The sequence below is a fragment of the Streptomyces sp. NPDC002092 genome (assembly GCF_053593775.1).
Map to the genome: position 1 here is coordinate 455,279 of NZ_JBSFDG010000002.1, position 26,114 is coordinate 481,392.

At 71.4% G+C, this 26,114-nt stretch carries 25 protein-coding genes and 2 pseudogenes; 18 read left to right on the forward strand and 9 right to left on the reverse strand.

Annotation, left to right across the window (positions count from 1 at the left end; genetic code table 11):
* The first annotated feature begins 51 nt into the window (after positions 1-51).
* Positions 52-420, forward strand: a complete 369-nt coding sequence (locus ACWCRD_RS06160) for a DUF6479 family protein (protein WP_450964756.1) — start codon at positions 52-54, stop codon at positions 418-420.
* A 15-nt stretch (positions 421-435) separates the two neighbouring features.
* Here the strand turns inward: ACWCRD_RS06160 and ACWCRD_RS06165 are convergent, their stop codons facing one another.
* On the reverse strand, positions 436-1,119 hold the full coding sequence (locus ACWCRD_RS06165) for a DUF6445 family protein (RefSeq protein WP_450964757.1): 684 nt from the start codon (positions 1,117-1,119) through the stop codon (positions 436-438).
* Between the two features lie 245 nt (positions 1,120-1,364).
* Between ACWCRD_RS06165 and ACWCRD_RS06170 the strand changes: the two genes are divergently transcribed.
* The 3 genes and pseudogenes from ACWCRD_RS06170 to ACWCRD_RS06180 form a co-directional block, all read left to right on the forward strand.
* Complete coding sequence (locus ACWCRD_RS06170) at positions 1,365-2,099, forward strand: DUF4142 domain-containing protein (RefSeq protein ID WP_450964758.1); 735 nt, start codon at positions 1,365-1,367, stop codon at positions 2,097-2,099.
* Between the two features lie 252 nt (positions 2,100-2,351).
* Entirely contained in the window at positions 2,352-3,275 is a 924-nt protein-coding gene (locus ACWCRD_RS06175) for an LAETG motif-containing sortase-dependent surface protein (protein WP_450964759.1), read from the forward strand.
* A gap of 183 nt (positions 3,276-3,458) precedes the next feature.
* A pseudogene (locus ACWCRD_RS06180) lies at positions 3,459-3,598 on the forward strand (transcriptional regulator); the annotation flags it as partial.
* A 24-nt stretch (positions 3,599-3,622) separates the two neighbouring features.
* On the opposite strand, the gene ACWCRD_RS06185 reads toward ACWCRD_RS06180, so the two are convergent.
* On the reverse strand, positions 3,623-4,588 hold the full coding sequence (locus ACWCRD_RS06185) for a nucleoside hydrolase (protein ID WP_450964760.1): 966 nt from the start codon (positions 4,586-4,588) through the stop codon (positions 3,623-3,625).
* 74 nt (positions 4,589-4,662) lie between these two features.
* A complete protein-coding gene (thrS, locus tag ACWCRD_RS06190; RefSeq protein WP_450964761.1) occupies positions 4,663-5,883 on the reverse strand; it encodes a threonine--tRNA ligase in 1,221 nt (406 codons plus the stop codon).
* A gap of 291 nt (positions 5,884-6,174) precedes the next feature.
* On the opposite strand from thrS, the gene ACWCRD_RS06195 reads away from it, so the two are divergent.
* A complete protein-coding gene (locus ACWCRD_RS06195) occupies positions 6,175-6,978 on the forward strand; it encodes a hypothetical protein (RefSeq protein ID WP_450964762.1) in 804 nt (267 codons plus the stop codon).
* 26 nt (positions 6,979-7,004) lie between these two features.
* On the opposite strand, the gene ACWCRD_RS06200 is transcribed toward ACWCRD_RS06195, so the two are convergent.
* From ACWCRD_RS06200 to ACWCRD_RS06210, 3 genes are all read right to left on the reverse strand, one after another.
* Positions 7,005-7,283, reverse strand: a complete 279-nt coding sequence (locus ACWCRD_RS06200) for a ribosomal protein L7/L12 (protein ID WP_450964763.1) — start codon at positions 7,281-7,283, stop codon at positions 7,005-7,007.
* A gap of 46 nt (positions 7,284-7,329) precedes the next feature.
* Positions 7,330-8,043, reverse strand: coding sequence for a GAF and ANTAR domain-containing protein (locus tag ACWCRD_RS06205; RefSeq protein WP_450964764.1), 714 nt, complete (start codon positions 8,041-8,043; stop codon positions 7,330-7,332).
* Between the two features lie 101 nt (positions 8,044-8,144).
* Positions 8,145-9,491 (reverse strand): tetratricopeptide repeat protein, encoded by a 1,347-nt coding sequence (locus ACWCRD_RS06210; RefSeq protein WP_450964765.1) that lies wholly within the window; start codon positions 9,489-9,491, stop codon positions 8,145-8,147.
* 107 nt (positions 9,492-9,598) lie between these two features.
* Here ACWCRD_RS06210 and ACWCRD_RS06215 point away from each other — a divergent pair, with 107 nt between their 5' ends.
* The 5 genes from ACWCRD_RS06215 to ACWCRD_RS06235 all read left to right on the forward strand — a co-directional run bounded on the left by ACWCRD_RS06215 (position 9,599) and on the right by ACWCRD_RS06235 (position 12,569).
* The gene (locus ACWCRD_RS06215) at positions 9,599-9,757 is read left to right on the forward strand and encodes a hypothetical protein (protein WP_450964766.1); all 159 of its coding nucleotides are present in this window, start codon (positions 9,599-9,601) and stop codon (positions 9,755-9,757) included.
* On the forward strand, positions 9,754-9,900 hold the full coding sequence (locus ACWCRD_RS06220; protein WP_450964767.1) for a hypothetical protein: 147 nt from the start codon (positions 9,754-9,756) through the stop codon (positions 9,898-9,900). The genes ACWCRD_RS06215 and ACWCRD_RS06220 overlap by 4 nt, the downstream gene beginning before the upstream one ends.
* 174 nt (positions 9,901-10,074) lie before the next feature.
* Positions 10,075-10,851 carry an NPP1 family protein gene (locus tag ACWCRD_RS06225; protein ID WP_450964768.1) on the forward strand — a complete coding sequence of 259 codons (777 nt, stop codon included), beginning with the start codon at positions 10,075-10,077 and terminating at the stop codon, positions 10,849-10,851.
* Between the two features lie 224 nt (positions 10,852-11,075).
* A complete protein-coding gene (locus tag ACWCRD_RS06230; RefSeq protein ID WP_450964769.1) occupies positions 11,076-12,314 on the forward strand; it encodes an amidohydrolase in 1,239 nt (412 codons plus the stop codon).
* Between the two features lie 30 nt (positions 12,315-12,344).
* Complete coding sequence (locus ACWCRD_RS06235; RefSeq protein WP_450964770.1) at positions 12,345-12,569, forward strand: hypothetical protein; 225 nt, start codon at positions 12,345-12,347, stop codon at positions 12,567-12,569.
* 7 nt (positions 12,570-12,576) lie between these two features.
* Here ACWCRD_RS06235 and ACWCRD_RS06240 read toward each other — a convergent pair whose 3' ends face one another.
* Positions 12,577-13,779, reverse strand: coding sequence for a hypothetical protein (locus ACWCRD_RS06240; RefSeq protein ID WP_450964771.1), 1,203 nt, complete (start codon positions 13,777-13,779; stop codon positions 12,577-12,579).
* A 193-nt stretch (positions 13,780-13,972) separates the two neighbouring features.
* Between ACWCRD_RS06240 and ACWCRD_RS06245 the strand changes: the two genes are divergently transcribed.
* Together ACWCRD_RS06245 and ACWCRD_RS06250 are read left to right on the forward strand one after the other, a co-directional pair.
* Positions 13,973-14,437: a hypothetical protein gene (locus ACWCRD_RS06245; protein WP_450964772.1), complete on the forward strand. Its 465-nt coding sequence runs from the start codon at positions 13,973-13,975 to the stop codon at positions 14,435-14,437.
* An 87-nt stretch (positions 14,438-14,524) separates the two neighbouring features.
* A complete protein-coding gene (locus ACWCRD_RS06250) occupies positions 14,525-15,511 on the forward strand; it encodes a hypothetical protein (RefSeq protein WP_450964773.1) in 987 nt (328 codons plus the stop codon).
* Here the strand turns inward: ACWCRD_RS06250 and ACWCRD_RS06255 are convergent.
* On the reverse strand, positions 15,494-16,831 hold the full coding sequence (locus ACWCRD_RS06255; RefSeq protein ID WP_450964774.1) for an aminotransferase-like domain-containing protein: 1,338 nt from the start codon (positions 16,829-16,831) through the stop codon (positions 15,494-15,496). The two genes, ACWCRD_RS06250 and ACWCRD_RS06255, sit on opposite strands and share 18 nt — an antisense overlap.
* A 91-nt stretch (positions 16,832-16,922) precedes the next feature.
* On the opposite strand from ACWCRD_RS06255, the gene ACWCRD_RS06260 reads away from it, so the two are divergent.
* From ACWCRD_RS06260 to ACWCRD_RS06285, 6 genes and pseudogenes are all read left to right on the forward strand, one after another.
* Positions 16,923-17,669 (forward strand): alpha/beta fold hydrolase, encoded by a 747-nt coding sequence (locus tag ACWCRD_RS06260; RefSeq protein WP_450964775.1) that lies wholly within the window; start codon positions 16,923-16,925, stop codon positions 17,667-17,669.
* Positions 17,670-17,704: 35 nt separating this feature from the next.
* A complete protein-coding gene (locus ACWCRD_RS06265) occupies positions 17,705-18,703 on the forward strand; it encodes an endonuclease/exonuclease/phosphatase family protein (protein WP_450964776.1) in 999 nt (332 codons plus the stop codon).
* Positions 18,704-18,784: 81 nt separating this feature from the next.
* A pseudogene (locus ACWCRD_RS06270) lies at positions 18,785-19,550 on the forward strand (FUSC family protein); the annotation flags it as partial.
* 523 nt (positions 19,551-20,073) lie between these two features.
* On the forward strand, positions 20,074-21,714 hold the full coding sequence (locus ACWCRD_RS06275; RefSeq protein ID WP_450964777.1) for a VWA domain-containing protein: 1,641 nt from the start codon (positions 20,074-20,076) through the stop codon (positions 21,712-21,714).
* A gap of 120 nt (positions 21,715-21,834) precedes the next feature.
* Positions 21,835-23,550 carry a methionine--tRNA ligase gene (gene metG / locus ACWCRD_RS06280; protein ID WP_450964778.1) on the forward strand — a complete coding sequence of 572 codons (1,716 nt, stop codon included), beginning with the start codon at positions 21,835-21,837 and terminating at the stop codon, positions 23,548-23,550.
* Between the two features lie 174 nt (positions 23,551-23,724).
* Positions 23,725-24,201, forward strand: coding sequence for a hypothetical protein (locus ACWCRD_RS06285; protein ID WP_450964779.1), 477 nt, complete (start codon positions 23,725-23,727; stop codon positions 24,199-24,201).
* 127 nt (positions 24,202-24,328) lie between these two features.
* On the opposite strand, the gene aspS is transcribed toward ACWCRD_RS06285, so the two are convergent.
* Positions 24,329-26,092, reverse strand: a complete 1,764-nt coding sequence (gene aspS, locus ACWCRD_RS06290) for an aspartate--tRNA ligase (protein ID WP_450964780.1) — start codon at positions 26,090-26,092, stop codon at positions 24,329-24,331.
* Positions 26,093-26,114 lie beyond the last annotated feature (22 nt).

Here is a 26,114-nt window from a genome sequence, read left to right on the forward strand (position 1 = left end):
GCGGAAATACCGAACACTCCGCAATCGCCCCCTTTCGGCGATAATAAGGGCATGAGTACTGCGACGTTTGTTGTTGCGGCCACGTCGAGTGAGGTACTCAACGTGATCGCCGCCTTTGTCGGTGGCCTGATCATCGCCGGCGCACTGATCTGGGCCGTGCAGTTCGGCATGAGGGTCCGGGACCGCGAACTGCCGCGGCCCAATCCGGACGAGCAGCCCCACCTACCCGACGGCGGCCCCGTCCGGGAGACGCGCGAGATCCGGGAACCCGACGAGGTGCCGCACGCCGAGGGCAAGGAACGACTCATGCCCTACGAGCTCCACCCATCCGGCACGAGGACAGGGAAGGACCAGCACCGGCGGCGCTGGCTGCCCGGCTCCAGCGGATCCTTCGGCAGCGGCGGCAGCGGGCGCGTCTGAGGACTCGTACGTCCCCTACGCCATCCAGAAGAACACCGCCGTCATGCGCTTCTCCTCCAGCGTGCTGCCGGAGTAGCCCGTGGCGCTGTGCACCAGGTTGGCGTTGTAGAGGAGCAGACGGTTGTACTTGTGCGGCACCCGCAGGTCCTCCTCGAAGTGGTCCCCCGGGACGAACCGCGTTCCCAGGGCCTCGACGAGGTTGTTGTGCGGGGCCTGCACGACGTTGCCGCCGAGCCGGCCCCCGGGCAGGGACTGCCGGTAGAAGGCGGTCCCGCAGTCCTTGGGGACGCCGGGGTTGAGGTACAGCACCGCCGCGTAGCGGCACAGCGCACGGGAGTCGGTGTGCGGGCGCGGCTCGCTCTCGCCCTCGCCGACGACCTGGATGCAGTTGTGGTTGAGGGTGCCGCCGCCGGGGGCCTCCTGCACCCACAGTTCCTTCGCACCGGTCGACTTCTTCACCAGGCGTTCCACGCGGGCGAGTTCGGCGGGCTCCAGGCCCGGCATGGTGCGCAGGCCCGGCCAGGTCTCCGAGGTGTACGGGTATCCCTTGACCCAGTCGTCCTTGGCGAGACAGCGCTCCCGTACGGCGTCCACGTCCGGCAGGACGTCGTCGATGACCCAGTAGTCGCGGCCCTTCGTGGGCTTGCGGTAGGGCAGGACGGGAAGGGCTGCCGGGGCTTTCCTGGGCTGTGGGGGCATGGGGCGAATTTAGGTCCGGTGTTCGCCTTGTCTCTCCCGTGAAATGGTCAACATTCCGTCAACCGGCCCGGGCTCGCGGGCCGTTACCTGCCTCACATCCGCCGGTTTTTACCAAATCAAAAGGTTCCGCGGCCGAACCCCATCCGTACTCCTCTGCGTCCGACCCCCGCCGTCCGCCGGCGGGAACCACCGACCGGGCAGGAGGCACGGTGCGTTTTTCGCGGAATGCGACGGGAACTCTCTTCGTGGGCGGGGCCCTCAGTCTGACCCTGGCCGCGCTCGCCTATCCCGCGATGCTCGGAGTCAACACGGTGTCGAGCGACGGATCGAGAGTCATCGCCCAGACCCAGTGGGGGCCGCTGACGGAGGCCGACCGGGACTTCGTGGTCAAGGTGCGCGCGGCCGGGCTGTGGGAGTACCCCGTCGGCCAGATGGGCCTGAAGAAGGGGCAGAGCCAGGCGGTGATCACCGCGAGCAAGCACCTCATCGACGGACACGCCGCGCTGGACGCCAGCTGCCGCAAGATCAGCACGATGCTGAACATCACGATCCCCAACGTGGCCAGCCCCCAGCAGGTCGGCTTCGTCAACACGCTCGCCGCGGACCAGGGCAAGCAGTTCGACACGGACTTCGCCAACATCCTGCGCGTGACCCACGGTTCGATCTTCAACACGATCGCGAAGATCCGCTCGACGACCAAGAACACGGTGGTGCGCGTGCTGGCCAACCAGGCCAACGCGACGGTCCTCGACCACATCACGGTCATGGAGCAGACCGGTCTGGTCAACTTCGACCAGGTCCTCTTCCAGGAGACGACCCCGCCGAAGCTGCCCGCCACGGACCTGACCCCGCCGCCCCCGGTCGCGGGCCAGCCGGAGGTCGTCCTCACCCCGCCGGTGGACAGCACCACCCAGCCGCCGGTCCTGCCGGGCGAGTCCTCGACCGACCCGAACGCGGCCCCGAGCCCGACCGTGAGGTGAGAACCGGGCGGCTCCGCGGTACCGGAGCCGCCCGTTCCGGCTGTGGCGAAATTGTAATAGACGATTGAACTACCCGGCGGTTACCGCAGGTTGACAGCGTTCCGCCAAGGGATCCACGATGTGATCGCACCGGGGCGCATGTGACCAATGGGCCCGGTGTTCCTCAGACCATTCACCCCCGGTACGGCCGGGCGCGGCGTGCTGCCCTGCGCCGCCGCGCCGGGGACTGCACACGCCAAGATGGGGATCTGCATGTCCATAGCCAGACGTGTCATCGCGCGCCGCCTGCTGGGAACCGGCGCCGCCTCGCTCGCCCTGTGCGCCGCCGGCGTGGCCGCGGCCTCGGGCGCCTGGGCCACCGGCACGCCCGGCGGTGACGGCTGGAAGCACGCCGACGGCTACCGGCCCGGCACGGGTGCCGGCACCAAGACGGAGACGGACCGCTGCCAGTTCTCGCTGGACGGCACCAGCTTCTACGACTCGGTCAAGGTCGACGACCAGACCCTGAAGCCCACCGACGACGGCAAGGTCCACATCAAGGTGCGTACCGCGGGCGACGCCACGACCTGCACGGCCTCCCTGGCCTCCTACCTCGCGCACGGCCCGTCCTTCGCCACCTCCGGCGAGCAGGTCTTCGTCGACTTCGACTCGGTGACGGTCAAGCAGGGCCAGACCGACTCCCTCGACATCGCGGTGCCGGACGCGGGCTGCTTCGCGCAGATCGACCTCTACCGGGGCGCCGTGAAGTTCGACGGCAAGCTGGACGCGAAGGACGGCTTCGTCCACGGCGATCTGCCCAAGGGCCCCGACCACCCGGTCATCAAGGACAAGCTGATCGCGTCCTGGAACGGCGGCACGAAGGACTGCACGAGCACCGAGTCGCAGCCGCCGTCCTCGCCGCCGGCCACGACCCCGGCCTCCGAGCAGCCCTCCACGCCGGCCGAGGAGAGCCCCACCCCGACCCCGAGTGCCTCCGAGTCGACGCCGAGCGCGACCGACACCCCGGTCGCCTCCGCGTCGACCACCGTCCCCGCGGCCGGCAACAGCGGCGGCGGTGGCCTCGCTGAGACCGGCGGCGGCAGCGGCTCCGGCCTCATCGCCGGCGGAGCCGCCGCACTCCTGGCCGCCGGCGGAGCGATCGTCGTCGCGACCAGGCGCCGTCGCACGGCCCGATAGCCACCCCCGAGACGAACGCCCCGGAGACCCCCGCTCCGGGGCGTTCGTGCTGCCGTATCCATCGTTCCGGACGAACGACGGCCGGCGCGGTCAGGCGTCGCCGGTGTCGGTCGGTGTCCGCCGCCACGGCGTGTTCGTCGGCGACGTCCGCGCGCACCGCGATCGCCCGGCCGCCAGCGGTGACGCCTGCTGTGGTTCACCGCACCGCCCGGAAGCCGGGGAGCCGGGGAGCCGAGCAGCTGGAACTGCTTTCTGTCGTGGGAACCCAGGAGCTGGGCGTCGCGCGGGGCACGGCACCGGCGGAATCCGGATCGCAGCGCTGACCCGGCCGCAGAGGCAGCGGAGCGCTAACGCTCCACCGTCTCCAGGTACAGCTTCACGAAGCGTTCGACGTCGACCTCCAGTGCCACGTCCACCAGCGGCTGCCGGCGGACGCCCTCGTGGATCTCCGACTCTCCGGGGCGGGGGCGGCGGTCGACGATCGTCTGGCCGCGGGTCGGGCCCGGCGCGAGGGCGACCTCGACCGGGAGGAGACGGCTGGTGATGCCCGCGGGGTCGACGACCGTGCAGACCGCGCCCGCGTCGCCGAGGCCGCCCGCCTCCTCCGCCTCGGGGGCCTCGCCCTGGTGCGCCGGACGGTGGGCGAGGAGTTCGCCGGCCAGCCGGGTGCCGGGCTCGGCGCTCGCGCGCAGCCGGTGCACATCGGCGCCGGGGACGACGACCTGGGTGAAGACGTCCAGGCCGTACATGGTGATCGGCACTCCGGCGGTGAGCAGGACGGCGGCCGCCTCCGGGTCGTGCCAGACGTTGAACTCGGCGACCGCGGTGGCGTTCCCGGTGGCCACCGCGCCGCCCATGAACACGATCCGCTCGATGTTGCGGGTGACTTCGGGGTGGGTGCGCAGCAGCAGGGCGATGTTCGTCAGGGGCGCGGTGGGGACGAGGGTGACCGGGCGTGGGGAGGCGAGGATCTCGCGGCGCAGCAGGGTGACGGCGTCCACGTCGGCCGGGGTGCGGGCGGGCGCGGGCAGCCCGAGGTCGCCCATGCCGTCGGAGCCGTGCACATGCCGTGCCGAGCGGGCCGGCTCGATCAGAGGGCGCTCGGCTCCGCGGCCGACGGGGATGTCGGGGGCGCCGGCCTGCTCCAGCACGGTGAGGGTGTTGCGGACGACGCCGTCCACGTCCGTGTTCCCGGCGACGCAGGTGACCGCGCGCAGGTCGATCCCCGGGTGGCGGACGGCGAACAGCAGGGCCAGGGCGTCGTCGACACCCGTGTCGCAGTCGATGATCACCGGGATGGGCTGACCGTTCACGGCCGGGCTCCTCTCACTACGACGACACACGTCTCCACGACACGGGCTCCGCGTCCTGGGCTACGACAGTGACCTTACGCAGCCGCCCACAGTTCGGCGCCGCGGGCGTCGACGCACGCCCTGATCCCTTCCAGCAGCCGTTCCACCGGTACGGCACCCGGACGCCGTCCGTCCCGCAGCCGTAGGGCCGCCAGGTCGCCTTCGGCCTCCCGTTCGCCGATCACGGCCTGGTACGGCACCAGGCGCGCCGCCCGGACGCGGGCGCCGAGGCTGCCCTGCTCGGGCCCGGCGAACTCGGCGCGCAGCCCGCGTGCCACGGCCCGCCGTACGACGTCGTGCGCCTGGTCCTGCTGGGCGTCCGACACCGGCAGCACCACGAGCTGGACGGGTGCGACCCAGGCCGGGAAGGCCCCGCCGTGCTCCTCGATCAGCTGCGCCACCGCCCGCTCCACGCTGCCGATGATGCTGCGGTGGACCATGACCGGCCGGTGCTTCGCGCCGTCGGCGCCGATGTAGTGCAGATCGAAGCGTTCGGGCTGGTGGAAGTCGATCTGGACGGTGGAGAGGGTGGCCTCGCGGCCGGCGGAGTCGACGACCTGGACGTCGATCTTGGGCCCGTAGAAGGCGGCCTCCCCCTCCGCCGCCTCGTATGCGACACCGGCGCCCGCCAGCACCTCCTCCAGCAGCCCGGTGGCCCGTTTCCACAGCTCCGGGTCGGCGACGTACTTGCCGCCCTGCCCCGGCAGGGACAGCCGGTGGCGGGACGCGCGGATGCCGAGGTCGGCGTAGGCGCGGCCGATCAGCTCCAGCGCCTTGCGGGCCTCGTCCACCGCCTGCTCCAGGGTGCAGAAGATATGGGCGTCGTTGAGCTGGATGGACCGTACGCGGGTCAGGCCGCCGAGCACCCCGGACAGCTCGGACCGGTACATGCCGCCCAACTCGGCGATACGGAGAGGCAGTTCGCGGTAGCTGTGGGAGCGGGACCGGTAGATGAGGGCGTGATGGGGACAGAGGCTCGGCCGCATGACGACCTCCTCACCGCCCAGATTCATCGGCGGGAACATGTCCTCGCTGTAATGGGACCAGTGCCCCGAGATCTCGTACAGCTCGCGCTTGCCGAGGACGGGCGAGTACACGTGCCGGTAGCCGGCCGCGCGTTCCTGGTCGCGGATGTACTCCTCCAGGGCGTGCCGCACGACCGCGCCGTCGGGCAGCCAGTACGGCAGCCCCGCGCCCATCAGCGGATCGGTGTCGAACAGTTCCAGCTCGCGGCCGAGCCGACGGTGGTCGTACATGGTCTCTCTCCTCGCGATGGGGAGGGCGAGCGACCCACGACGAAGCCCCGGGGCACTCGCCCCGGGGCTTCGGACATCCAGTCCATGGATCAGCGCGCCGGGACACTCTCCGGCGTCGTCGTGAGGAACGACCGTTCGCGCTGCATGGCAGGACGGTAACGCGGGGCCGGGGGCGGGGGCGACGGGTTTTTGCGCGGGGCGTAACCCGGACGGCCCGGCGCGCTGGTGGGGTGTCCTGGGCGGTGGTCCCTTGGAGGGGTAACCGATCTTGAGGTGGCCAGGAGGCGTCCGATGACCCGCACCCCGACCCGTGTCCTCGCCGCCGCCGTGCTGTCCGCGGGGGCGCTGGTGAGCGTGAGTGCGTGCGGCCTCATCGTGGGCGTGGACCCCGAGCCGGGGGCGAAAAAGAAGGCGCCCACTGCTTCGCACAGCGCGGTCCACCGTGCGAAGCCGTCCCCCACGGCCCCCGCCGCACCGCCGCCCCTCACCGAGGCGCAGGCTCAGGCCGCGCTGGTCACCCAGGCGGATCTGGGCGCGCCGTGGGCGCCCACGCAGGGGGCCGCGACCTGGCGGGACGGGGTGCTCAAGAGCCACGCCGACGTGCCCGAGTGCCGCAAGCTCCTCGAGGCGCTGTACACGGACGACCTGTTCGGTGCGGACGCCACCGGGACGCGGGCCGTGGTCGGGCTCGACGACGCCATGGACCAGACGCAGCTGCGGTACCAGGTGCTGTCGCTGAAGCCCGCCGCCGTGTCCCGGACGCTGGCCTGGCTGCGGACCTTGCCGAAGACCTGCGCCAAGTTCACGGCGGTGACCGAGCGCGGCACCCTCCAGAACGTCCGGGTCGACGAGGCCGTACTGCCGGTGGTCGGCGACGACCGGCAGGGGCTGCGGGTCACGATCACCGGTGCGACGGCGACCGGCGAACAGACCCTGCTCACCCTCGACGTCGCCGTGGTCCGCGTCGGCGAGGACACGATCGCCCTGTCCCACGGCGGGACGGGCGACGTGTCCGCCGACACCACGAAGGCCTTCGTGCAGGTGGGTGCGCAGCGGCTGGCCGATGTCAGGAAGCAGCCGCGGCTGCGCGTCTGAGCCGGGGGCCGGCCGACGACCGAGGTCTAGGCGAGCTTGTCCACGGCGTCCTTGGCCTCCTTCAGGCCCGCCCCGGTCGCCTCCCGGTACACCTTGATCGCCTGGATCTTCTTGCCGTCCCGCAGCAGCGCGTTCACCTCGTCCGACCACGGTTCGGCCTCGGTGAGTCCCAAGTGGCCGAGGATCAGGTCGAGTTTGTGCTCGATCCGGGCCGCTCGTCTGTCCGCGCGGGAGAGCCGGTTCTCGATGCTGCTAATACCGAAGAGCACCAGCAGGGTGAGCAGGGAGATACCGAGTATGTCCATGCCGTGATCATAGGGACCCGGGTCCGGGGTCCGGTCGCGCGGGCGCTCAGTCGCCGTCCAGTCGCTCCCGGTGCGAGATGACGTCGTGCGCCACCTCCAGGACGGTGCGGCCCTGCGCGAAGGCGCGGGCACGCAGCCGGGCCGAGGCTTCGTCGGCGTCGACGCCGAGCTGCGCCATGACCATGCCGATGGCCTGGTAGACCTCGTCGTGTTCGTCGGCCAGACCGGCCAGCCAGGCCTCCTCGCCGCCGCTGCCGCTCTCCTCCCGCGGCAGGGCGGTGAGGGCCAGCGTCATGACGGCGGCCACGAGCTGTGCACGGCGCAGCTCGTCCTCGGTCAGGTCGCCGGGGGTGTCGCGGTAGAGGTCCAGCGTGCCCACGGTCAGGCCCTCGTCGCTGCCCAGCGGCATGGAGTACACGGCCTGGACCCCGACGGCCGTCGCCTGCCGGGCGAACACCGGCCAGCGGTCCATGTCCCGGCCGCTGGTCAGGTTGCAGGCGAGCATGGGGGCGCCGGTCCGGTAGACGTACAGCCACGGGCCGTCACCGACGGTGGTCTGGGCATCCGCGAGATACGAGGCCAGCGAGTTGCTCGCGGCGAGCCGGATGAGCATGCCGCTGCTGCGCAGCGACACGCTCGCGCCGACGACCGGCAGCAGTTTCACCGCCACCGCGCACAGCCGGGCAGGTGTCTCCCCGGGCCGGGCATCGCGCACCACCTCGGCGATCACGTCGATGGCCCTTACTGCGTCCACGGCCATCGCCTCCTTCGATCGCAGTGGGGGGCCTGCATCTGGGGGCGCTGCCCGACTACCCCTGGCCCCAGGGCCGAAACGCCATCCGCCCGACGACCGCGGACCGGTCACAGAGGAGGCTGTGCCGGTGCGGGTCCAAGGGTGGTGGTGCCGGGGGCCGTACGGTGGCCGAGGCCTGTGCGGTACGCGTCCAGGGCCGCCTCGACCCGGCCGGTGCGGCGCAGCAGATCCCCGAGCAGCCGGCACAGGTCGGCCAGGTCACCGGCCGCGCCCGCCCGCTCCAGCATGCTCAGGGCGCGGACATAGTGCTCCTCGGCGGCCTCCGTGTCGCCGGCGTCCTCGGCGATGATGCCGAGCAGCCGGTGGGCCGCGGCGGAGTGCAGGGCGCCGCGCTCGGGGCCGAGATCATCGCTGAGCACGTCCTGCAGCAGGGCCGCGGCCTCGTCGGACTTGTCGCGCCGGTGCAGTACGTCGGCGAGCTCGACGGCGACCTGGCTGCTGTAGAGGGCGGCGCGCCCCGCCGAGAGCATGTCGAGGGCCTGCCTCAACTCGCTCTCCGCGCGGTCGAGTTCGCCGTTCTGGGCGCAGACGTAGCCGCGCATCCAGTGGCAGCCCGCGAGTTCGGTGCGGATCTGGAGGGTGCGGTACAGCTCGGCGGCCTTGGCCAGGGAGGCGTCCGCCTCGGCGATACGGCCCTCGGCGAGCAGGGTGCGGGCCACCGAGCGGTGCATACGGGCGACGAGCGCGGGGTCCCCGGACTGCGGGGCGAGGGCGAGCGCGAACTCGGCGGCCTGGGCGGCGCGCGCCTGGGCGCCCATGTCCATGTAGGGGCCGATGACGCTGGCGTAGAGGAGGAGCAGCGCGTCCGGGTCGTGCAGTCCGCTGCGGTTCAGCTCGTCGAGGGCGGACTCCAGCAGGTAGACGGCGTATCGGAGTTCACCGGCCAGGTAGTGGGAGACGGCACGCCCGCGCAGGGCGGGTACCCGGGCGGGCAGCGGTACGTCGGCGAGTGCGCGCTCGGAGCGCTCGAAGTACTGCCGGGCGTCCTCCAGCTCTCCGGTGTCCAGCGCGCATTCGCCGAGCCCGAGCAGGGCGATGGCCTGGACGTCGACGAGTGCGTGGCGCTCGGCCTCGGCGAGCAGCACGGCGTACTGCTCGGCCGCCTGCTCGGCCTCGCCGCCCGCGAGCGTGCGCTGTGCCTCGGTCAGCCTGAGCCGCAGGTCGGTTGCGAGGCGGGCCGGACGCCCGGTGACCAGCTCGTCGTAGGCGATGCCGAGGCGTTCGGCGATGTGCCTGAGCGCCTCGTCGGAGGGGCGGACCCGGCCGGCCTCCAGGGTGGAGATGTAGGCGGGGGTGTACGCCGGCTCAGCCAACTGCCGCTGGGTGAGCCCGCGTTCGGACCGCAACTGCTGGACTCTGCGACCGATGGTCACCGGATCATCACGGTCCGACACGACAACTCCCCCTGAACCTCTTGCTGTTACCCCCGGCAACCCCTAGGTTAAGCGGCGTCTTAAGCACGTTTAATACAACACAGTTGAGACGCTGTTGAGAGGTTGCCGTGCTCCGACACATCTCCGAGCGTTACGCCCGAGGGTTCGCAGCGGCGGTCATCGCGGTGGCGGCCCTGGTGCTGGCGGCGAATGCCGGTCCGGCGCGGGCGGCGGATCCGGCGCCGATGGGTCAGATGCAGCAGGTCCACCACCACGCGGGTGGGTGAACCGGGGGTCAGAACTCGGCCGTGTCCAGCTCGACCACGTCACCGCGCCCGCCGTCGTCCACATCTGTGGAAAACGGTGGGCACTACCCCGGATGAACCGGCTGCTGATCGCCCTGGGGAAGTATGTGCCCGAGAAGGGCTGAGACGAACCCGATACCGACGCCCGCCGGTCCACCCGGCGGGCGTTGATCAGTTCGGTGAAAAGCCGTCTCGAATTTGATGGAAAGCCCTTCCATCGAACTCTCGACTTGCCAGTCTTCGTTCCGACGCCCCGGATGTCATGTCCGGGACGAGCGGACCGTCGACTGGAGCCCCCCATGCCCCGAGCAGTCAGCACCGTCAGGCCCCACCGCCTCGCCAGGGCCGCCGCAGTGGCCGGCAGCGCCGCCGTTCTCGCCCTCGCCCTGCCGGGCAGCGCCTTTGCGGGTGTGCTGCAGAACCTGCCCGAGAACGCGACCTCGTTCGAGAAGAACTTCGAGCCGGTCTACGACTACGACACGGACAGCTGCTACCCGGCCGCCGCGATCGACCCGAGCGGCAACCTCAACGGCGGTCTGAAGCCGACCGGCCCGATCACCGGCGAGTGCCGCTCCGGCCACCTCGGCCACGCCAACACCTACTCGCGGTCCAAGTGCAACAACGGCTGGTGCGGGATCATCTACGCCAGCTACTGGGAGAAGGACGAGGCCTCCCCGGGCATCGGCCACCGCCACGACTGGGAGTGCATGGTCGTCTGGGTCAAGGACGGCGACGCCGACCCGTCGTATCTGTCGGCCTCCAGGCACGGAGGCTTCAGCACCCACCCCATCGCGGACGTCCCGATGAGCGGGCAGCGCGTCGAGGCCGTCTACCACAAGGACGGCGCGTCCACCCACGCCTTCCGCTTCGCCAAGTGGGGCGAGACCCCGGAGAACGACACCGGTGCCTGGCACCAGGAGAACCTGCTCAGCTGGTCCACCCTGGCGTCCGACCTGCGGGACAAGCTGAACGCCTCCGACTGGGGCAGCGCGAACTTCCCGCTCCAGGACTCCAAGTTCGCCGACCACCTGAACAAGGCCAAGCCGAGCGGCATCCCCTTCGACCCGTACGCCTGACCGGCCACCCGACCGGCAGACGACGGGCCGCGGAATTGATTACCCCCTGAACAGGGGTGTCGATCAACTCCGCGCCTGCCAGGCTCTTCACCGGGACCCCCCTCCCCAACGCGGCCGCCGACGCACACTCCCCCCTTCGCGTCGGCGGCCGCACTGCGTGCACGGGCCCTCGCGATGTGGGGCACCCCGCCCCGCCGGGGCCCGGAGCCGCCTACGCTGCCCCCATGCCGTCTCCCGCCGCCCGCACCGCGCTGGACCTCACCGCCGGTCTCCCGGTCTCCGACCTGGAGGACTTCTACCGGGACCTGCACCGCCACCCCGAGCTGTCGCTCCAGGAGCACCGCACGGCCGCCAAGCTGGCCGAGCGGCTCACCAAGGCGGGCTACGAGACCGCCGAGGGCATCGGCGGCACCGGAGTCGCGGGCGTCCTGCGCAACGGCGAGGGCCCGACGGTCCTGCTGCGCGCCGACATGGACGCGCTGCCGGTACCCGAGGAGACGGGGCTGCCGTACGCCTCCGCCACACCCGGCGTGATGCACGCCTGCGGCCACGACCTGCATGTGACCTGGCTGGCGGGCGCGGCCGCGGCGCTGGCCGCCGGACGGGACACCTGGTCCGGAACCCTGCTGGTGGTGGGCCAGCCCGCCGAGGAGACCGGCCAGGGCGCCCAGGGGATGATCGCGGACGGCCTGTACGAACGCTTCCCGCGCCCGGACGTCCTGCTCGGCCAGCACGCGGCGCCCGGACCCGTCGGCTTCTACGCCCACTCACCCGGCCTGATCATGTCGGCGTCGACGGACATCGACATCGTCCTGCACGGCCGCGGCGGCCACGGCTCCCGCCCCGAGACGACCGTGGACCCCGTCGTCACCGCCGCCTACCTCGTCACCCGTCTCCAGACGGTCGTCTCCCGGGAGATCGCCGCCCGCGAGTCCGCCGTACTGACCGTCGGCCGCATCGAGGGCGGCACCCGGCACAACATCATCCCGTCCGAGGCACGCATCGCCCTGAACCTGCGCACCCAGTCCGACGAGGTGCGCGAGCGGATGATCGCCGCGATCCGGCGCATCACGGCGGGCGAGGCCCTGGCCGCCGGCTGCCCGCGGGAGCCGGAGGTCACGGTGGGCGCGACCTTCCCCGTCACCACGAACGACGCCGACACCGACCGGCGGATCGCCGCCGTCCACGAGGAGGTGCTCGGGGCCGGGACGGTGCTGGACTTCGGCCCGGTGATGGGCAGCGAGGACTTCCCGCACCTGGCGCCCGGCGCAATCCCGTACTCGTACTGGTTCGTCACGACCACCCCGGCCGACGTGTGGGACGCGGCGCCCGGCACCGACCTGATGGAGAAGTTCCTGGCGGTCCCGAGCAACCACAGCCCGCACTTCGCACCGGATCTGTCGACGGTCACACCGGGCGTACGGACACTGGTGTCGGGGGCGCTCGCGTATCTCACGTCGTGATCGCGTGCGGCTGCTTCCTACACTCACCGCGTGAACAACTACAAGTGCACCTATTGCGGCACCGTCGGCCTGGTCGACGGCTTCATCGAGGACGAAGGCCAGGGCGCCCGCGGTTACGCGCGCTGGATCGAGGGCGCGTTGGAGCGGGGGCCCTTCGGGGGCGCCAGGCGGATGGGCCGGCCCAAGCGGCAGATAGAGGCGTACCGCTGCCCCCAGTGCGGGCACCTGGAGCTGTTCGCCACCGCCGAGACGTAGGGCCGGGTCAGCCCTGGGTCTGCAACTGCCGCAACTGCCGCTGCACATGGTCCAGCGCACCCTGCTTGCGGCCCGGCACCCGCGAGCGCAACCCGGCGAGCGACGCCCCGAGCTCCCGTGCCGCGGCCGGGTCCCGGACCTGCCCCCACTGGTGATGCGCCCGGTCCACGGCCGCCTCCACGGCGGGCGCGTCCGCCGCCTGCCCCGCCGCCAGCCGCGCGGCGGCCACCCCGAGCCAGGTCCGGCAGCTGCGCACCGGATCCCCGGCGAACATCGCCAGATCCGCCCGCACCTCGGCCCAGTGCAAGGCCTCCTCGGACCCGGGCCCGTGCGCGTGTACGGCGGCCTGCTCGTGACGGGCGGCGAGGGCGTCGGCGTCGGGGTGGCGGCCGGACCGGACGGCGGCGGAGATGGCGGAGTGGGGATCGGCGGCCTCACTGCGCTGCTGCCGGTCAGCATCTTTCAGCCCGTCATGGGGGTCCCCCCGCTCGAGCGAAGCCGAGAGTGGGGGAGTTTGAGGACGAGGCCGTTCAGGCCGATACGGGGGTCTGGGGGCGAAGCCCCCAGGGACGGGACCACCCACGCCGGGCACGCCCAGCACCAGGTCCGCACACCCCTCCACGCCCACCCGGGCCAAGGCCTGCTGATGCAGCTGCTCCGCAGGAGGCCGCAGCCCACTGCGCAGAATCGTCCCCACGGCCTTCATGTACGCGGGCACCGCCACCGCCCGCCGCGACGGCGGAGGTGCCACGCGGCCGTAAACGGCGTTGTCGGCCCCGCAGTCGAGCGGATTGCCCCGCAACCACTCCCAGGCCTCGGCGTCCGCATGCAGATCCAGGAAAAGCGTGGTGGAACCAACCCCCCGCAGCCGCAGTTCCTCCCGGATCCAGTGCCACGGCAGCCCGGTGTAGCGGACCGTCGCGGGCGTCGTACGGGCCAGCGCCAGGTGCGGCAGCCGCTGACGGCGGTCGAGTTGCAGCTGCCCGGTGACGAAGACGGTGAGCGGCCCGGGGGCCCCCGCGGCGGCCCGCAGCCGGGTGAGCACGGCCTGCGGTTCCAGCGGGTCGGCGAGTTCGACGACGTTCGCGGTGTCGGTGCCGGACAGGACGGCAGGCGGGACGGCCGCGAGGACGGGGAGCACGGACGCCGCGTCCACCAAGCACCCCTTGCCCGCCGGGGACGCGGCGAGCAACAGCACGGTTCCGGGCATCGTTCCCTCCCCATCCCCCGTCGATCACTTACGGCAGCACCGTAACCGCTGCGGGTGCAAAGGTGGGTGTCAGGACCGAAAACCGGGCGCCGGGCTGCCGGCCGCGAGGTATTGCCGTCCCCCACCGACTTGCCAGGCCCCTCCTCCAGGTGTGCTCTGGTAGGCAGGGGCGAGGAGAGAGAGGAGTGCTCTCATGGCTCAAGCGGCACCCACCGGCAAAATGATGGGCAAGGTGAGGCTGAATCGCGCGGCCCGGCCCACTCGCACACCCGACCTTTTCGACGAGCGGGTCCACACCCTGGGGCGGTACGGCATCCCCGTGGCCCTCGGGCTCGTGTACGGCTTCTGGGCCGCGGCCAACCGGCGCGGGGGTGGCGACATCACCGGCTGGAACATCCTGTTCGGCTTCGTCACGGCGGCCGTGTTCATCGTGCTGTGCATCGCCGTCGCGACGTTCGCACCGCTGCTCAAGCGTGAACTGCACTCACTGGTGAAGTCCGGCTTCGCGGGCGCCGCGGTCGCCTTCCTCTACAGCCAGGCCGGCGAGTCGGTCTACCGCTCGGTGGCCCTGGGCGTGGTCGTCACGGCGGGCATCTTCCTGGTGTTCTTCTACCGCTACTACACGCGCGAGGACGCCGTCGGCAACCGCATCCGCTGACCCGCCCGGGGGTGCGGCGCACCCGGACGGAACCCATATGGGGGCGCCCCGCTCGCGCGCCCCGCCCCCGGGCCGTTGCCTGGAGAGGTGGCCCCCAAGCAACCTGAGCGCCTGCGGCACGCCCTGTCGGCGGCACTGATCGCCCTGGCGTGTCTGCTCGCGCCGTGCGGCACGCTCGCGGCCTGGGCGGCGTACGACCTGACCGACACCGGTCGCTACGTCACGACGATGGCGCCGCTCGCCGGGGACCCCGCCGTGCGGGACGCGGTCGCGGACACCGTCGGCGCCGGGATCATGGAGCAGGTCGACGACCGGGGGGACGTGCGGCCGCTGCGGGGCACCGTGCGCCCCTTCGTGCACGACGCGGTGCACTCCTTCACCGGTACCCAGGCCTTCCGGCTGGCCTGGGACGCCGGGAACCGGGCGGTCCACGACGCGGTGCTGCGCGCCCTGCACGACGAGAGCGAGCGCGACGTCACCGTCGACCTCGCGCCCCTCACCGCCCAGGTCAAGCGTCAACTCGCCGTGGACCACGTCCCGTTGGCGAACCGCATCCCGGTCGAGCACACCGAGGTCGCGGTGCTCCCGGCCCAGGAACTGGACCGCCTCCGGAAGGGATTCCACGTGCTGGAAGTCGCCGGTTTCTGGCTGCCGGTGGCGGCGGTCGTCTTCGCCGTGACCGGGATCGCCGTCGCCGCCTGCCGCCGCCGCGCGGTCACCGCGACCGCCCTCGGCACGGCACTCGGCGGCGCCCTGCTCGCCCTCGCCGTCACCATCGGCCGCCACTTCACCCTGGCCGACCTCCCCGACGAAACCCAGCAGCCGGCCGCGGCAGCCGTCTACGACGCCCTGACGGCCACCCTCCGCCAGGCATGCTGGCTCCTGATCACCCTGGGCCTGACGGTAGCCCTGGCTGCTTGGCTCATGGGCCGCTTCCGGAGCAGCTCGACCGCGCCCCGAAGGGACGCGCCCCATAGGGGCGCGGGGCGACGTCGATCTGCGGCTCCGCCGCGGGGCGCGACCAGCCACAACGAACCCGCAGACGAATCCCCGGACCTACAACGGAGCCCCTAGCGCCACCCTGGCAAGCACTCCCAGAGCCCGCTCCAAATCGGGCAAAGCAGCAGACGCCAGACCGAGCCTGACCGCATCCGGGGTCCGCTTGGGGTCGACCACAAAAGCAGTCCCCGGCGTGACGGCAACCCCGTGCGCGGCCGCCGCCGCGGCAAACGTGTCCGCCCGCCACGGCGCAGGCAGCTCCCACCAGGCGAAATAGGCCCGCGGATCGCACCGCACCCGAAAGCCGTCGAGGTGCTCGGCGACCAGCCGCTGCCTGCGCGCCGCATCCTCCCGCTTCGCCGCCACCAGCCGCTCCACCGTGCCGTCCCCGATCCACCGCACACCCGCCTCCAGCGCGAACCGCCCGGCACTCCACCCCCCGGACCGCACCGCGGCCGCCACCGTCTCCACCCGATGCGCGGGTACGACGAGAAAGCCGGCCGTGAGCCCGGGCGCGACCCGCTTGGAGAGGCCGTCGACGACATGGGTGAGGTGGGGGGCGTACGCGGCGAGGGGGTCGGCGGCCTCGGCCGGGTCGGCGAGGAAGGACCAGATGCGGTCCTCGACGACGGGGAGGTCCAAGTCGGTGACGGCTTCGGCGAGTTGGCGTCGCCGTGCCTCGCGCGTCGTCACGGAGGTGGGGTTGTGCAGGGTCGGCTGGACGTACAGCGCCGAGAGGGGAGCGGCCCGGTGGGCGGCCGCGACGGACTCCGGACGCAGCCCGCCCTCGTCCGTGGCCAGCGGGACCAGCCGGACGCCCAGCCGCCCCGCGATCTCCTTGACCAGCGGATACGTCAGCTCCTCGACCCCGACGCGGCCGCCCGGCCTGACGAGCGAGGCGAGGGCGGAGGCGATGGCCTGGCGGGCGTTTCCGGTGAAGAGCAGCCGGTCGGGGGCCGGGCGCCAGCCGGGTGTGGCGAGCAGGGCGGCCACCGCCTCGCGGGCCTGCGCGGTGCCGGCGGCGGGGGCCGGGCGCAGGGCCTCGGTGAGGACGTCGGGGCGCAGCATCGGCGCGAGAACGGGGGCGAGCAGCTCCGACTGGCCGGGGGCGGAGGGGTAGTTGAGCTCCATGTTCACCGGGGCCGCGGTCGCCGGTTCGGTGAGCGCCCGCCCGACGGGTCCGGTACGGGCGGCCCGTACGAAGGTGCCCCGGCCGACTTCGCCGACGACCAGCCCCCGCCGCACCAGTTCGCCGTACGCCCGCTCCGCGGTGGAGGCCGCGATCCCGTGCCGGCGGGCGAACTTCCGCTGCGGAGGCAGCCGTTCGCCCGGCCGGAGCCGTCCGGCGGCGATGTCGTCGGCTATGCGGTCGGCTATCCGCCGGTACGCGTCCACTGGGCCCCCTGTTTGCTGCCGTCGTTCGGCATTGCACCGAGGGCAAAGATCTTATTGCACTGAGAAGTCGGGCCGTCCTAGGGTCGAAGCCATGCCGATCCCGCTGGTCCTCGTACATGGCCACCCCTTCGACCACACGATGTGGAACCCGCAGCTCGAGGCGTTCTCCGACTCCCGCCGGGTGATCGCCCCCGACCTGCGCGGCTACGGCGCCTCCCCCTCCTCTGGGCAGGTCACGCGCTTCGAGCAGTTCGCGCAGGACCTCGCGGCGCTGCTGGACGAGCTGGGCGTGGAGTCGTGCGTGCTCGCCGGGCTCTCCATGGGCGGCCAGATCGTCATGGACTTCTACCGGCAGTTCCCCGCCCGCGTCCGCGGCCTGGTCCTCGCCGACACCTTCCCCGCGCCGGAGACACCCGAGGGCGTCGAGGTGCGGCACGCCATGGCGGACCGCCTGCTGCGGGAGGGCATGCGCGGGTACGCCGACGAGGTGCTGGAGAAGATGGTCGCTCCGTACGCCTCCGCCGAGGTCAAGGCACATGTCCACCGCATGATGACGGCCACCCGCCCGGAGTCCGCCGCGGCGGCCCTGCGGGCCCGCGCCGCCCGCCCCGACTACCGCGCACTGCTCACCACCGTCACGGTCCCGGCGCTGGTGGTGGTCGGCGCCGACGACACCTACACCCCGGTCGCCGACGCCGAGGAGATGCACGCGGCGCTCCCCGACTCGACCCTCCACGTCATCGAGGGCACCGCCCACATGCCGAACCTGGAGCGGCCGAAGGAGTTCAACGAGGCCCTGGAGAGTTTCCTGGCGCGCATCGACTCCGCCGGGGGATGATTCGGGCATCCCACTCGTGAGCGGAGGGCCCGGACTTGGACACTGCGGCTGCCGAGTGGACCACTGCGCGCGGGGGCGAGCCGGCACGGCGGGCCGGGCGGCGTTTCGCGGTCTGGTGCGCGGGGCTGCTGCTGGCCGCGGTGAGCGTGGTCGTCGGCTGCCGGGCCGCCGACAGCGACGGCTTCACCCCGGTCCCCCAGGTCCTCGCCTTCCTGCCCTGGCTGCTCGCCCCCGCCGGGCTGGCCCTGCTCCTCGCACTGCTGGGCCGCTGGCGCCTCGGCATGGTCTGGGCGCTCGCCGTCCTCGGTCTGCTGGCGTGGTTCATCGAGCCGTACGGGAAGACGGACGAGCCCGGCGGCGCCGCCGTCGCCGAGTTCCGGGTGCTGGCATCGAACGTCGAGTTCGGGCGCGGGACCGGCTCCCTGGTCCCCGAGATCCGGCGCCACAAGCCGGATCTCGTGTTCGTGGAGGAGTGCGAGTACACCTGCCAGGCCCGGCTGAAGCAGGACTTCGGCGCCGACTACCCGTACCGGCAGGCCGTGGCGGCCGGGGGCTCCGCGGGGTCGATCATCCTCAGCCGTTTCCCGCTCAAGGGCACGGCGGGCGTCGTCGGGACCATGGGCATGCCGGGCGCCGTCGCCGAGGTGCGCGGACATGCCGTACGGCTCCAGCTGGCCCACCCCATGCCGCCGCTGCCCGGCCAGGTCGGCCTCTGGCAACGGGAGCTCGGGCGGCTGCGGAATGCTGCCGCCACCACCCGTACGCCCATGATCCTGGCCGGCGACTTCAACGCCTCCCAGGACCACGCCGCCTTCCGCCGCATCCTCGACACCGGCCTGCGCGACGCCGCCCGCCTCACGGGCCACGCCCGCACACCCAGCTGGCCCGCCCGCACGACCCCGACCTTCGGCACCCAGATCGACCACGTCCTCGTCTCCCGGGACTTCTCGGCGAACAGCGCCCACTTCCTGGACCTGACCGACACCGACCACCGCGCACTGCTCGTGGACATCACGCTTCACCGGCGAGGATGATCCGTACGGTGGCTCGGAGGGGGAGATCATCGGGGCGGAGATGATCGGAGCGGGCTGCTCATAATGGGCGCATGTCCCGACCTCGGCACGGTCCTGGTGATCGCGGCCGCGGTGCTGGCGGCGGTACCGCGCGGCTGGTGGGACGTACCGGTGATGCTGGTCCTCGCCCCGCTGGTCCCGGCGTTCACCCCGCGCGGCTACGGCTACCAGACGGCCGCCATCACACCCGTGATCCTGCTGCTCTCCGACGTCCTGAACCACCAGGGCACCGCCCTGCTCCTGCCCCGCCTGGTCGACTCCCTCATCGGCTGCGGCATCGCACTGGTCGCCGGCTATCTGCTGTGGCCGGAGAGCTGGCACACCCGCGTCGGCGACCGGCTCGCGGACGCGGTCGCCGACACGGCCCAGTACGTCGAGTCCGCCTTCGGCGACGGCACCGAACCGGCGGCCCGCGCCCGGATGCGACGCCGCCTCTACCGCGATCTGTCCGTCATCCGTACGGAGTTCCAGCGCGCCCTGACCGAACCGCCGCCCACCGCCCGCCGGGCCGCCGCCTGGTGGCCGCTGGTCGTCGCCGTGGTGGGGGTCCCCCAGGCCCTTAAGGCACTGGGGGAGGATCGTGGACGCCACCACGGCCGCGGCGGTACGGGTACGACACGGGGCGGCCACGCCGTCCGCCGCCGAGGTCCACCAAGTGACCATGCAGCTGGCCGAGTTGGCGGAGGGCCTGCGGGACACCGAGGTCCTGTACCCGGTCCGTTCGGACCTCACCGGTCCGGCGGACAGCGTGCTGGAGCCACTGCGGCAGGAGGCGGCGGCGGCACGGACGATCGCGTCACCGCACTGAGCCCAGAACGCAGGGGGGTGCGACCAACGCGTGCTCTTGTGCACCGAAGGGGCAATGCCGCGTAGGCGCACGTCAGCCCTGCGGCGCGACCGCCCCATCCGCCCCTGGAGGAAGAGCGACCGGGAGTTGCGCGCCCTCGTTTGGGCCCTCGACGGGAAGATTCTGGCAAGGGCCAAGGTCATCCCGGCGGTCTGACACCGCAGGAATCGTCACCGCCCCACCCCGGAGCAATTGAGAGAAGCACTCACCCGAAAGCTTTTCAGGACTACAGAGCGAGGGAGGAGGAACCTCCCTTGAAGTCCGGTCTCACTTGACTACCAGCGTCATGAAGCGAGCCTGGGTCGCGTACGACCAGCCGCTTCTGTGCTCAACTCACAACCCGCGGCGATCACACGAAGCGCGCAAGTACGGGAAGCGTTGAGACATACCCACCCTCCCGAAGATCGCCATCTGGGGCCGCTAACCTTACGTGTCCGTCCTGGCCAGGGATTGACGGGATCAACTCACGCGAAGGGTTGCGCACATGGGCATTCTCACTCTCCTGCGGAATGCGTTCGGCAGGTCACGCAAGGGGCGTGCCGCCGAAGCAGAGGGTGCGGACCTCACCCCTTCGCACACTCCGGAACCGACGGTTCCGGCACCGTCCCCCGAGCCGCTGCCGACGCCATCTGCCCAGGTCCCGGAGCCGCGCTCGTCGTCCACGGAGGACCAGGACGAGCACGAACTGGTAGCGGCAGCCTTCGACAACGTCACGGTGCCGAGGCCGTCGGAGCCGCTGGACCAGGTGACCGCAGAGCCGACGGCCGACGAGCCGTCTGAGCCGACGGCGCAGACGCAGCGCGAGCCTGAGGAGCAGCCGGAACCGGCCACGAAGGCCGCCCCGGAGCCGGCCCTGGCCGCTGAGGCTGAGGAGCCGGAGCAGACTTCTGAGCCGGTGGCTGAGCCTGAGGTGGAGGCCGAGCCGATCACGGAGGTCGCCCCCGAACCGGTCGCAGAACCCGAGCCGATCGCGGAGGTCGAACCGGAGCCGGAGCAGATCCCTGAGCCGGTGGCCGCCGAGGAGCCGGAGCCCACCGCGGCACCGGAGGAGACCGCGGAGCCGGTACGGGAAACCGAGCCGGAGACGGAGGTCGCCCCCGAACCGGAGCCCGAGCCGGTCGCGGAGGCCAAGGCCGAGGAGCCGAAGCAGGCCCCCGAGGCCCAGGCGGACGAGCCCGCGGCCGCCGACGGCGAGGACGCCCCGCAGGGGCCACCCGCAGCCGACATCGAGAGCAGCACGGGCGGTGCGGGTGGGAACGACCCCGCCGAAGGCGAAACCGAGGCGGAGCTGAAGCAGGCCTCCGAGCCGGCGCCCGAAGCGGACGAGCCCGCGGCCGCCGACGGCGAGGACGCCCCGCAGGGGCCACCCGCAGCCGACATCGAGAGCAGCACGGGCGGTGCGGGTGGGAACACCCCCGCCGAAGGCGAAACCGAGGCGGAGCTGGAGCCGGCGGCGGAAACCGCGCTGCCTGAGCCCGTGGCTGCCGCGGCCGCGCCGGAGGCCGACGCCCCCGCCGCCGCCCTGGCGAAAGCCGGCCTCACCACCGCCCGCGCCAAGGTCTACCTCGTACTCGACCGCTCCGCGAGCATGCGCCCGTACTACAAGGACGGCTCCGCCCAGGCCCTGGCCGACCAGACCCTCGCCCTCGCCGAGCACCTGGACCCCGCCGGCAGCGAGAACGCCTCCGTCCACGTCGTCTTCTTCTCCACCGAGGTCGACGGCACCACCGACCTCACCCCGGCCTCCCCCGAGACCGCCATCGACGACGCCCATGCCGGCCTCGGCCGTATGGGCCGTACGAGCTACCACGCCGCCGTGGAAGCGGTCCTCGCCCACTACGACGCCCACATCCCCGACGCGAAGACCCCCGCCCTGGTGATCTTCCAGACGGACGGCGCCCCGGACGCCAAGACCCCCGCCACCCAGGCCCTCACCGACGCCGCGAAGACCCACCCCTCGGTGTTCTTCTCCTTCGTCGCGTTCGGCGACCACGACAACAAGGCCTTCGACTACCTCCGCAAACTGAAGACCGACAACACGGCCTTCTTCCACGCGGGCCCGACCCCCCTGGAGCTCACGGACGCGGAGCTCTACGACGGCGTACTGATCGACTGGCGCCCGTAACGACTCGTCCCGGTGCCGCCCGCTTCTCGCCCGTAAAACGGGAGGCGGGCGGCACACCCATGTCGGCTACGATTTCAAGGTTCGCAAAGCCACAAGAAACCGACCTGGGAGCAGCCCCCGATGGCTCGACACCTCATCACCAGCGCCCTTCCGTACATCAACGGAATCAAGCACCTGGGCAACATGGTGGGGTCCATGCTCCCGGCGGACGTGTACTCCCGGTACCTCCGCCAGCGCGGCCACGACGTCCTGTACATCTGCGCGACGGACGAGCACGGCACCCCCGCCGAGCTGGCGGCGAAGGAGCAGGGCATCCCCGTAGCGGACTTCTGCGCGCAGGCGCACGACGCCCAGAAGGCGGTCTACGACGGCTTCGCGCTCGCCTTCGACTACTTCGGCCGCAGCTCCTCCCCGCAGAACGTCGAGATCACCCAGCACTTCGCCCGCCGCCTCAACGAGAACGGCTTCATCGAGGAGCGGGCGATCCGCCAGGTCTACAGCCCCGCCGACGGCCGCTTCCTGCCGGACCGCTATGTCGAGGGCACCTGCCCGCACTGCGGCTACGACAAGGCCCGCGGCGACCAGTGCGAGAACTGCACCCGCGTACTGGACCCGACCGACCTGATCAACCCGCGCTCGGCGATCTCCGGCTCCACGGACCTGGAGGTCCGTGAGACCAAGCACCTCTTCCTCCTCCAGTCCAAGCTGGAGAACGAGGTGCGCGAGTGGGTGGCGCGCCACGACAAGGACTGGCCGCAGCTGGCCTCCTCCATCGCGCACAAGTGGCTGACCGAGGGCCTGCACGACCGCGCGATCACCCGCGACCTGGACTGGGGCGTCCCGGTCCCGGCCGACACCTGGCCGGAGCTGGCCGCGGAGGGCAAGGTCTTCTACGTCTGGTTCGACGCCCCGATCGAGTACATCGGTGCGACGAAGGAGTGGTCGGACCAGGACCCGTCGACCCGCGACTGGAAGTCGTGGTGGTACGACGTCGACAACGACGTCCGCTACACGGAGTTCATGGCCAAGGACAACGTCCCCTTCCACACGGTGATGTTCCCGGCCACCGAACTCGGCGTCCGTGAGCCGTGGAAGAAGGTCGACTACGTCAAGGCCTTCAACTGGCTGACGTACTACGGCGGGAAGTTCTCCACGTCCCAGAAGCGGGGCGTCTTCACCGACCAGGCCCTGGACATCCTCCCGGCGGACTACTGGCGCTACTTCCTGATCGCCAACGCCCCCGAGTCGGACGACTCGTCCTTCACCTGGGAGCACTTCACGGCCACGGTGAACAAGGACCTGGCGGACACCCTCGGCAACTTCGTCAACCGCGTGCTGTCCTTCTCGAAGAAGCGCTTCGGCGACGAGGTCCCGGCGGGCGGCGAGCCCGGCGAGGCGGAGACGAAGCTCGGCGAGCAGATCGCCGAGCTCCTCGCGGAGTACGAGTCGCAGCTCGAGTCCCTCCAGTTCCGCAAGGCGGCCGCGGCCCTGCGCGCCCTGTGGTCGGCCGGCAACTCCTACCTGGAGGAGAAGGCCCCCTGGCTGGAGATCAAGACGAACCAGGACGGCGCGGCCCTGACCCTGCGCACGGCGATGAACCTGATCCACCTCTACGCGGTGGTCTCGGAACCCTTCATCCCGACGACCTCGGCCGCCATGCGCCAGGCCTTCGCCCTCCCGGAGGACACCGCGACCTGGGTCTCCCCGACCGACGCGAAGTCCCTCACCGCGGTCCCCGCCGGCACGCCCTTCACGGTCCCGCCCGTCCTGTTCGCCAAGCTGACGGACGAGGACCTGGAGACGTACAAGGAGCGCTTCGGCGGCGAGCCCGCGTAACCACAGAAACCCAGAAGGGCCCGGGACCGAACGCTTCCGGGCCTTTGCCGGTGGAACCGCTGATTCGCAGTTCTGTGGAGATCGACCGCCGTCTCGTGAATCTTCGGCGAGGCCAATGGTGTCCTCATCGACGACTGGGGGATATTGCCACGCCGCATACGTAGGGTGTGCGCCATGGCAGTCCCCGAGGTCATACCGATCTCCTACGAACCGCACGGCCGGGCCGAGGCCATCGGCCGCTATGCGGACGGCCAGTTCCTGGGAACGGTCACGTACGCCTTTCCGCGCGGGTACCGTCCGGACGACGGCTGGGAAAACGAGAAACGTCTCTTCGCGGTGCTCCACACCTTCGACGCCGAGGGCTACCACCGCGACTCGGAGATCTGGTGTGCCGGCACCTGGGCCGAGCAGCAGCGCAACCCGCACGGCGACGACTCGGTCCTCACCCGCGCCCGTGTGCACCTGGCGAAACTGCTGCGCAGCCTGCCCCGGCGCTCCTACACGGACATCGCGATACGTCCGTTCCAACTCACCGTGGACGGCGTGCTGTTCGGCCTGGTGACCGGCCAGGACGAGGAGGGCGGCTGGGCCGAGCTCCACCCGGACCGCCTGTTCTTCACCTCGCCCTGGGACGGCTCGTACGACACCTAGGACCAGGACTACGACTGGGAAAGCACTCCGGTGCCCGTCGCCGCTGACCAGCTTGGAGACCTTCCGGGAGCAGGCGAAAGGGCTCGAAACCGACGCCGGTTTCGAGCCCCTCGTATGCGCCTGTGACCTACTTCGGCTGCGGCTTGCGCACCGACAGGTGCAGTTCCTTCAGCCGCGCCTCCTCCAGCTCCGTCGGCGCGCCCATCATCAGGTCCTGGGCGTTGCCGTTGAGCGGGAAGGCGATCGTCTCTCGGATGTTCGGCTCGTCGGCCAGCAGCATGACGATTCGGTCGACGCCGGGGGCGATGCCGCCGTGCGGCGGGGCGCCGAAGCGGAAGGCGCGCAGCATGCCGGCGAACTTCTCCTCGACGGTGTCGCGGTCGTAGCCCGCGATCTCGAAGGCCTTCAGCATGATCTCGGGCTCGTGGTTCCGGATCGCGCCGGAGGACAGCTCCACGCCGTTGCAGACGATGTCGTACTGCCAGCCGAGGATGTCCAGCGGGTCCTGGGTCTGAAGGGCCTCCAGGCCGCCCTGCGGCATGGAGAACGGGTTGTGCGAGAAGTCGATCGCGCCGGTGTCCTCGTCCTTCTCGTACATCGGGAAGTCGACGATCCAGCAGAACCGGAACACGCCCTCCTCGAAGTGCCCGGCGCGCTTGGCGGCCTCGACGCGGACCGCGCCCATGATCTTGGAGACCTCGTCGAACTCGCCCGCGCCGAAGAACACCGCGTGACCGGCGGCCAGCGACAGGCGCTTGGTCAGCTCGGCGACGTTCTCCTCGGTGAGGAACTTCGCGATCGGCCCGGACAGCGAACCGTCCTCGGCCACCCGCACCCAGGCCAGGCCCTTGGCGCCCTGCGACACCGCGAAGTCGCCGAGCTGGTCGAAGAACTTCCGGGGCTGAGCGGACACGTCCGGCACCGGCAGCGCACGCACGTGCTTGCCGGCGAAGGCCTTGAACTCCGAGCCCTCGAAGATGTCGGTGATGTCGACGAGCTCCAGCTGGGCGCGCAGGTCCGGCTTGTCGGAGCCGTACTTCAGCATCGCCTCACGGAACGGGATCCGCGGGAAGGGAGACGTCACATGACGGCCGTTGCCGAACTCCTCGAACAGCTCGGTCATGAGCTGCTCGATCGGCTGGAACACGTCCTCCTGCTCGACGAAGCTCATCTCGACGTCGAGCTGGTAGAACTCGCCCGGCGAACGGTCCGCACGCGCGTCCTCGTCACGGAAGCAGGGCGCGATCTGGAAGTAGCGGTCGAAGCCGGAGATCATCAGCAGCTGCTTGAACTGCTGCGGCGCCTGCGGCAGGGCGTAGAACTTGCCCGGGTTGAGCCGGGAGGGCACCACGAAGTCACGCGCGCCCTCGGGGGAGGTGGCGGACAGGATCGGGGTCGCCATCTCGTTGAAGCCGAGGGCGACCATCTTCGAGCGGATCGAGGCGATCACCGACGACCGCAGCATGATGTTCTTGTGCATGCGCTCGCGGCGCAGGTCCAGGAAGCGGTACTCCAGGCGCCGCTCCTCGTTGACCCCGTCCTCGGTGTTGATCGTGAACGGGAGCGGGGCGGCCGCGCCGAGCAGTTCGACCTCGCCGACCTCGACCTCGACCTCACCGGTCGGCAGGTCCGGGTTGACGTTCTCGGTGCCCCGGGAGACGACCTTGCCGTCGACGCGGACCGTCGACTCCTTGGTCAGCTTGTCGAGGGCCTCGTAGGCCGGGGTGCCCGGACGGGCCACGAGCTGCGTGATGCCGTAGTGATCGCGCAGATCGATGAAGAGGATGCCGCCCAGGTCGCGCCGATTGTGCAGCCAGCCACTCAGCCGGACGTCGGTGCCGACGTCAGAGGAGCGGAGCTCGCCGCAGGTGTGGGACCTGTACCGATGCATCGTCGTTCATCCAGTCTTCGCG

Bases quoted from the DNA above. Each gene is read 5' to 3' on its own strand.
- metG (WP_450964778.1), top strand. From the start codon at position 21,835: ATGGCTCGACACCTCATCACCAGCGCCCTTCCGTACATCAACGGAATC.
- ACWCRD_RS06165 (WP_450964757.1), bottom strand. From the start codon at position 1,119: ATGCCCCCACAGCCCAGGAAAGCCCCGGCAGCCCTTCCCGTCCTGCCC.
- ACWCRD_RS06275 (WP_450964777.1), top strand. From the start codon at position 20,074: ATGGGCATTCTCACTCTCCTGCGGAATGCGTTCGGCAGGTCACGCAAG.
- ACWCRD_RS06205 (WP_450964764.1), bottom strand. From the start codon at position 8,043: ATGGCCGTGGACGCAGTAAGGGCCATCGACGTGATCGCCGAGGTGGTG.
- ACWCRD_RS06195 (WP_450964762.1), top strand. From the start codon at position 6,175: ATGACCCGCACCCCGACCCGTGTCCTCGCCGCCGCCGTGCTGTCCGCG.
- ACWCRD_RS06240 (WP_450964771.1), bottom strand. From the start codon at position 13,779: ATGCCCGGAACCGTGCTGTTGCTCGCCGCGTCCCCGGCGGGCAAGGGG.
- thrS (WP_450964761.1), bottom strand. From the start codon at position 5,883: ATGTACGACCACCGTCGGCTCGGCCGCGAGCTGGAACTGTTCGACACC.
- ACWCRD_RS06245 (WP_450964772.1), top strand. From the start codon at position 13,973: ATGGCTCAAGCGGCACCCACCGGCAAAATGATGGGCAAGGTGAGGCTG.
- ACWCRD_RS06160 (WP_450964756.1), top strand. From the start codon at position 52: ATGAGTACTGCGACGTTTGTTGTTGCGGCCACGTCGAGTGAGGTACTC.
- ACWCRD_RS06230 (WP_450964769.1), top strand. From the start codon at position 11,076: ATGCCGTCTCCCGCCGCCCGCACCGCGCTGGACCTCACCGCCGGTCTC.
- ACWCRD_RS06200 (WP_450964763.1), bottom strand. From the start codon at position 7,283: ATGGACATACTCGGTATCTCCCTGCTCACCCTGCTGGTGCTCTTCGGT.
- aspS (WP_450964780.1), bottom strand. From the start codon at position 26,092: ATGCATCGGTACAGGTCCCACACCTGCGGCGAGCTCCGCTCCTCTGAC.
- ACWCRD_RS06260 (WP_450964775.1), top strand. From the start codon at position 16,923: ATGCCGATCCCGCTGGTCCTCGTACATGGCCACCCCTTCGACCACACG.
- ACWCRD_RS06225 (WP_450964768.1), top strand. From the start codon at position 10,075: ATGCCCCGAGCAGTCAGCACCGTCAGGCCCCACCGCCTCGCCAGGGCC.
- ACWCRD_RS06175 (WP_450964759.1), top strand. From the start codon at position 2,352: ATGTCCATAGCCAGACGTGTCATCGCGCGCCGCCTGCTGGGAACCGGC.
- ACWCRD_RS06285 (WP_450964779.1), top strand. From the start codon at position 23,725: ATGGCAGTCCCCGAGGTCATACCGATCTCCTACGAACCGCACGGCCGG.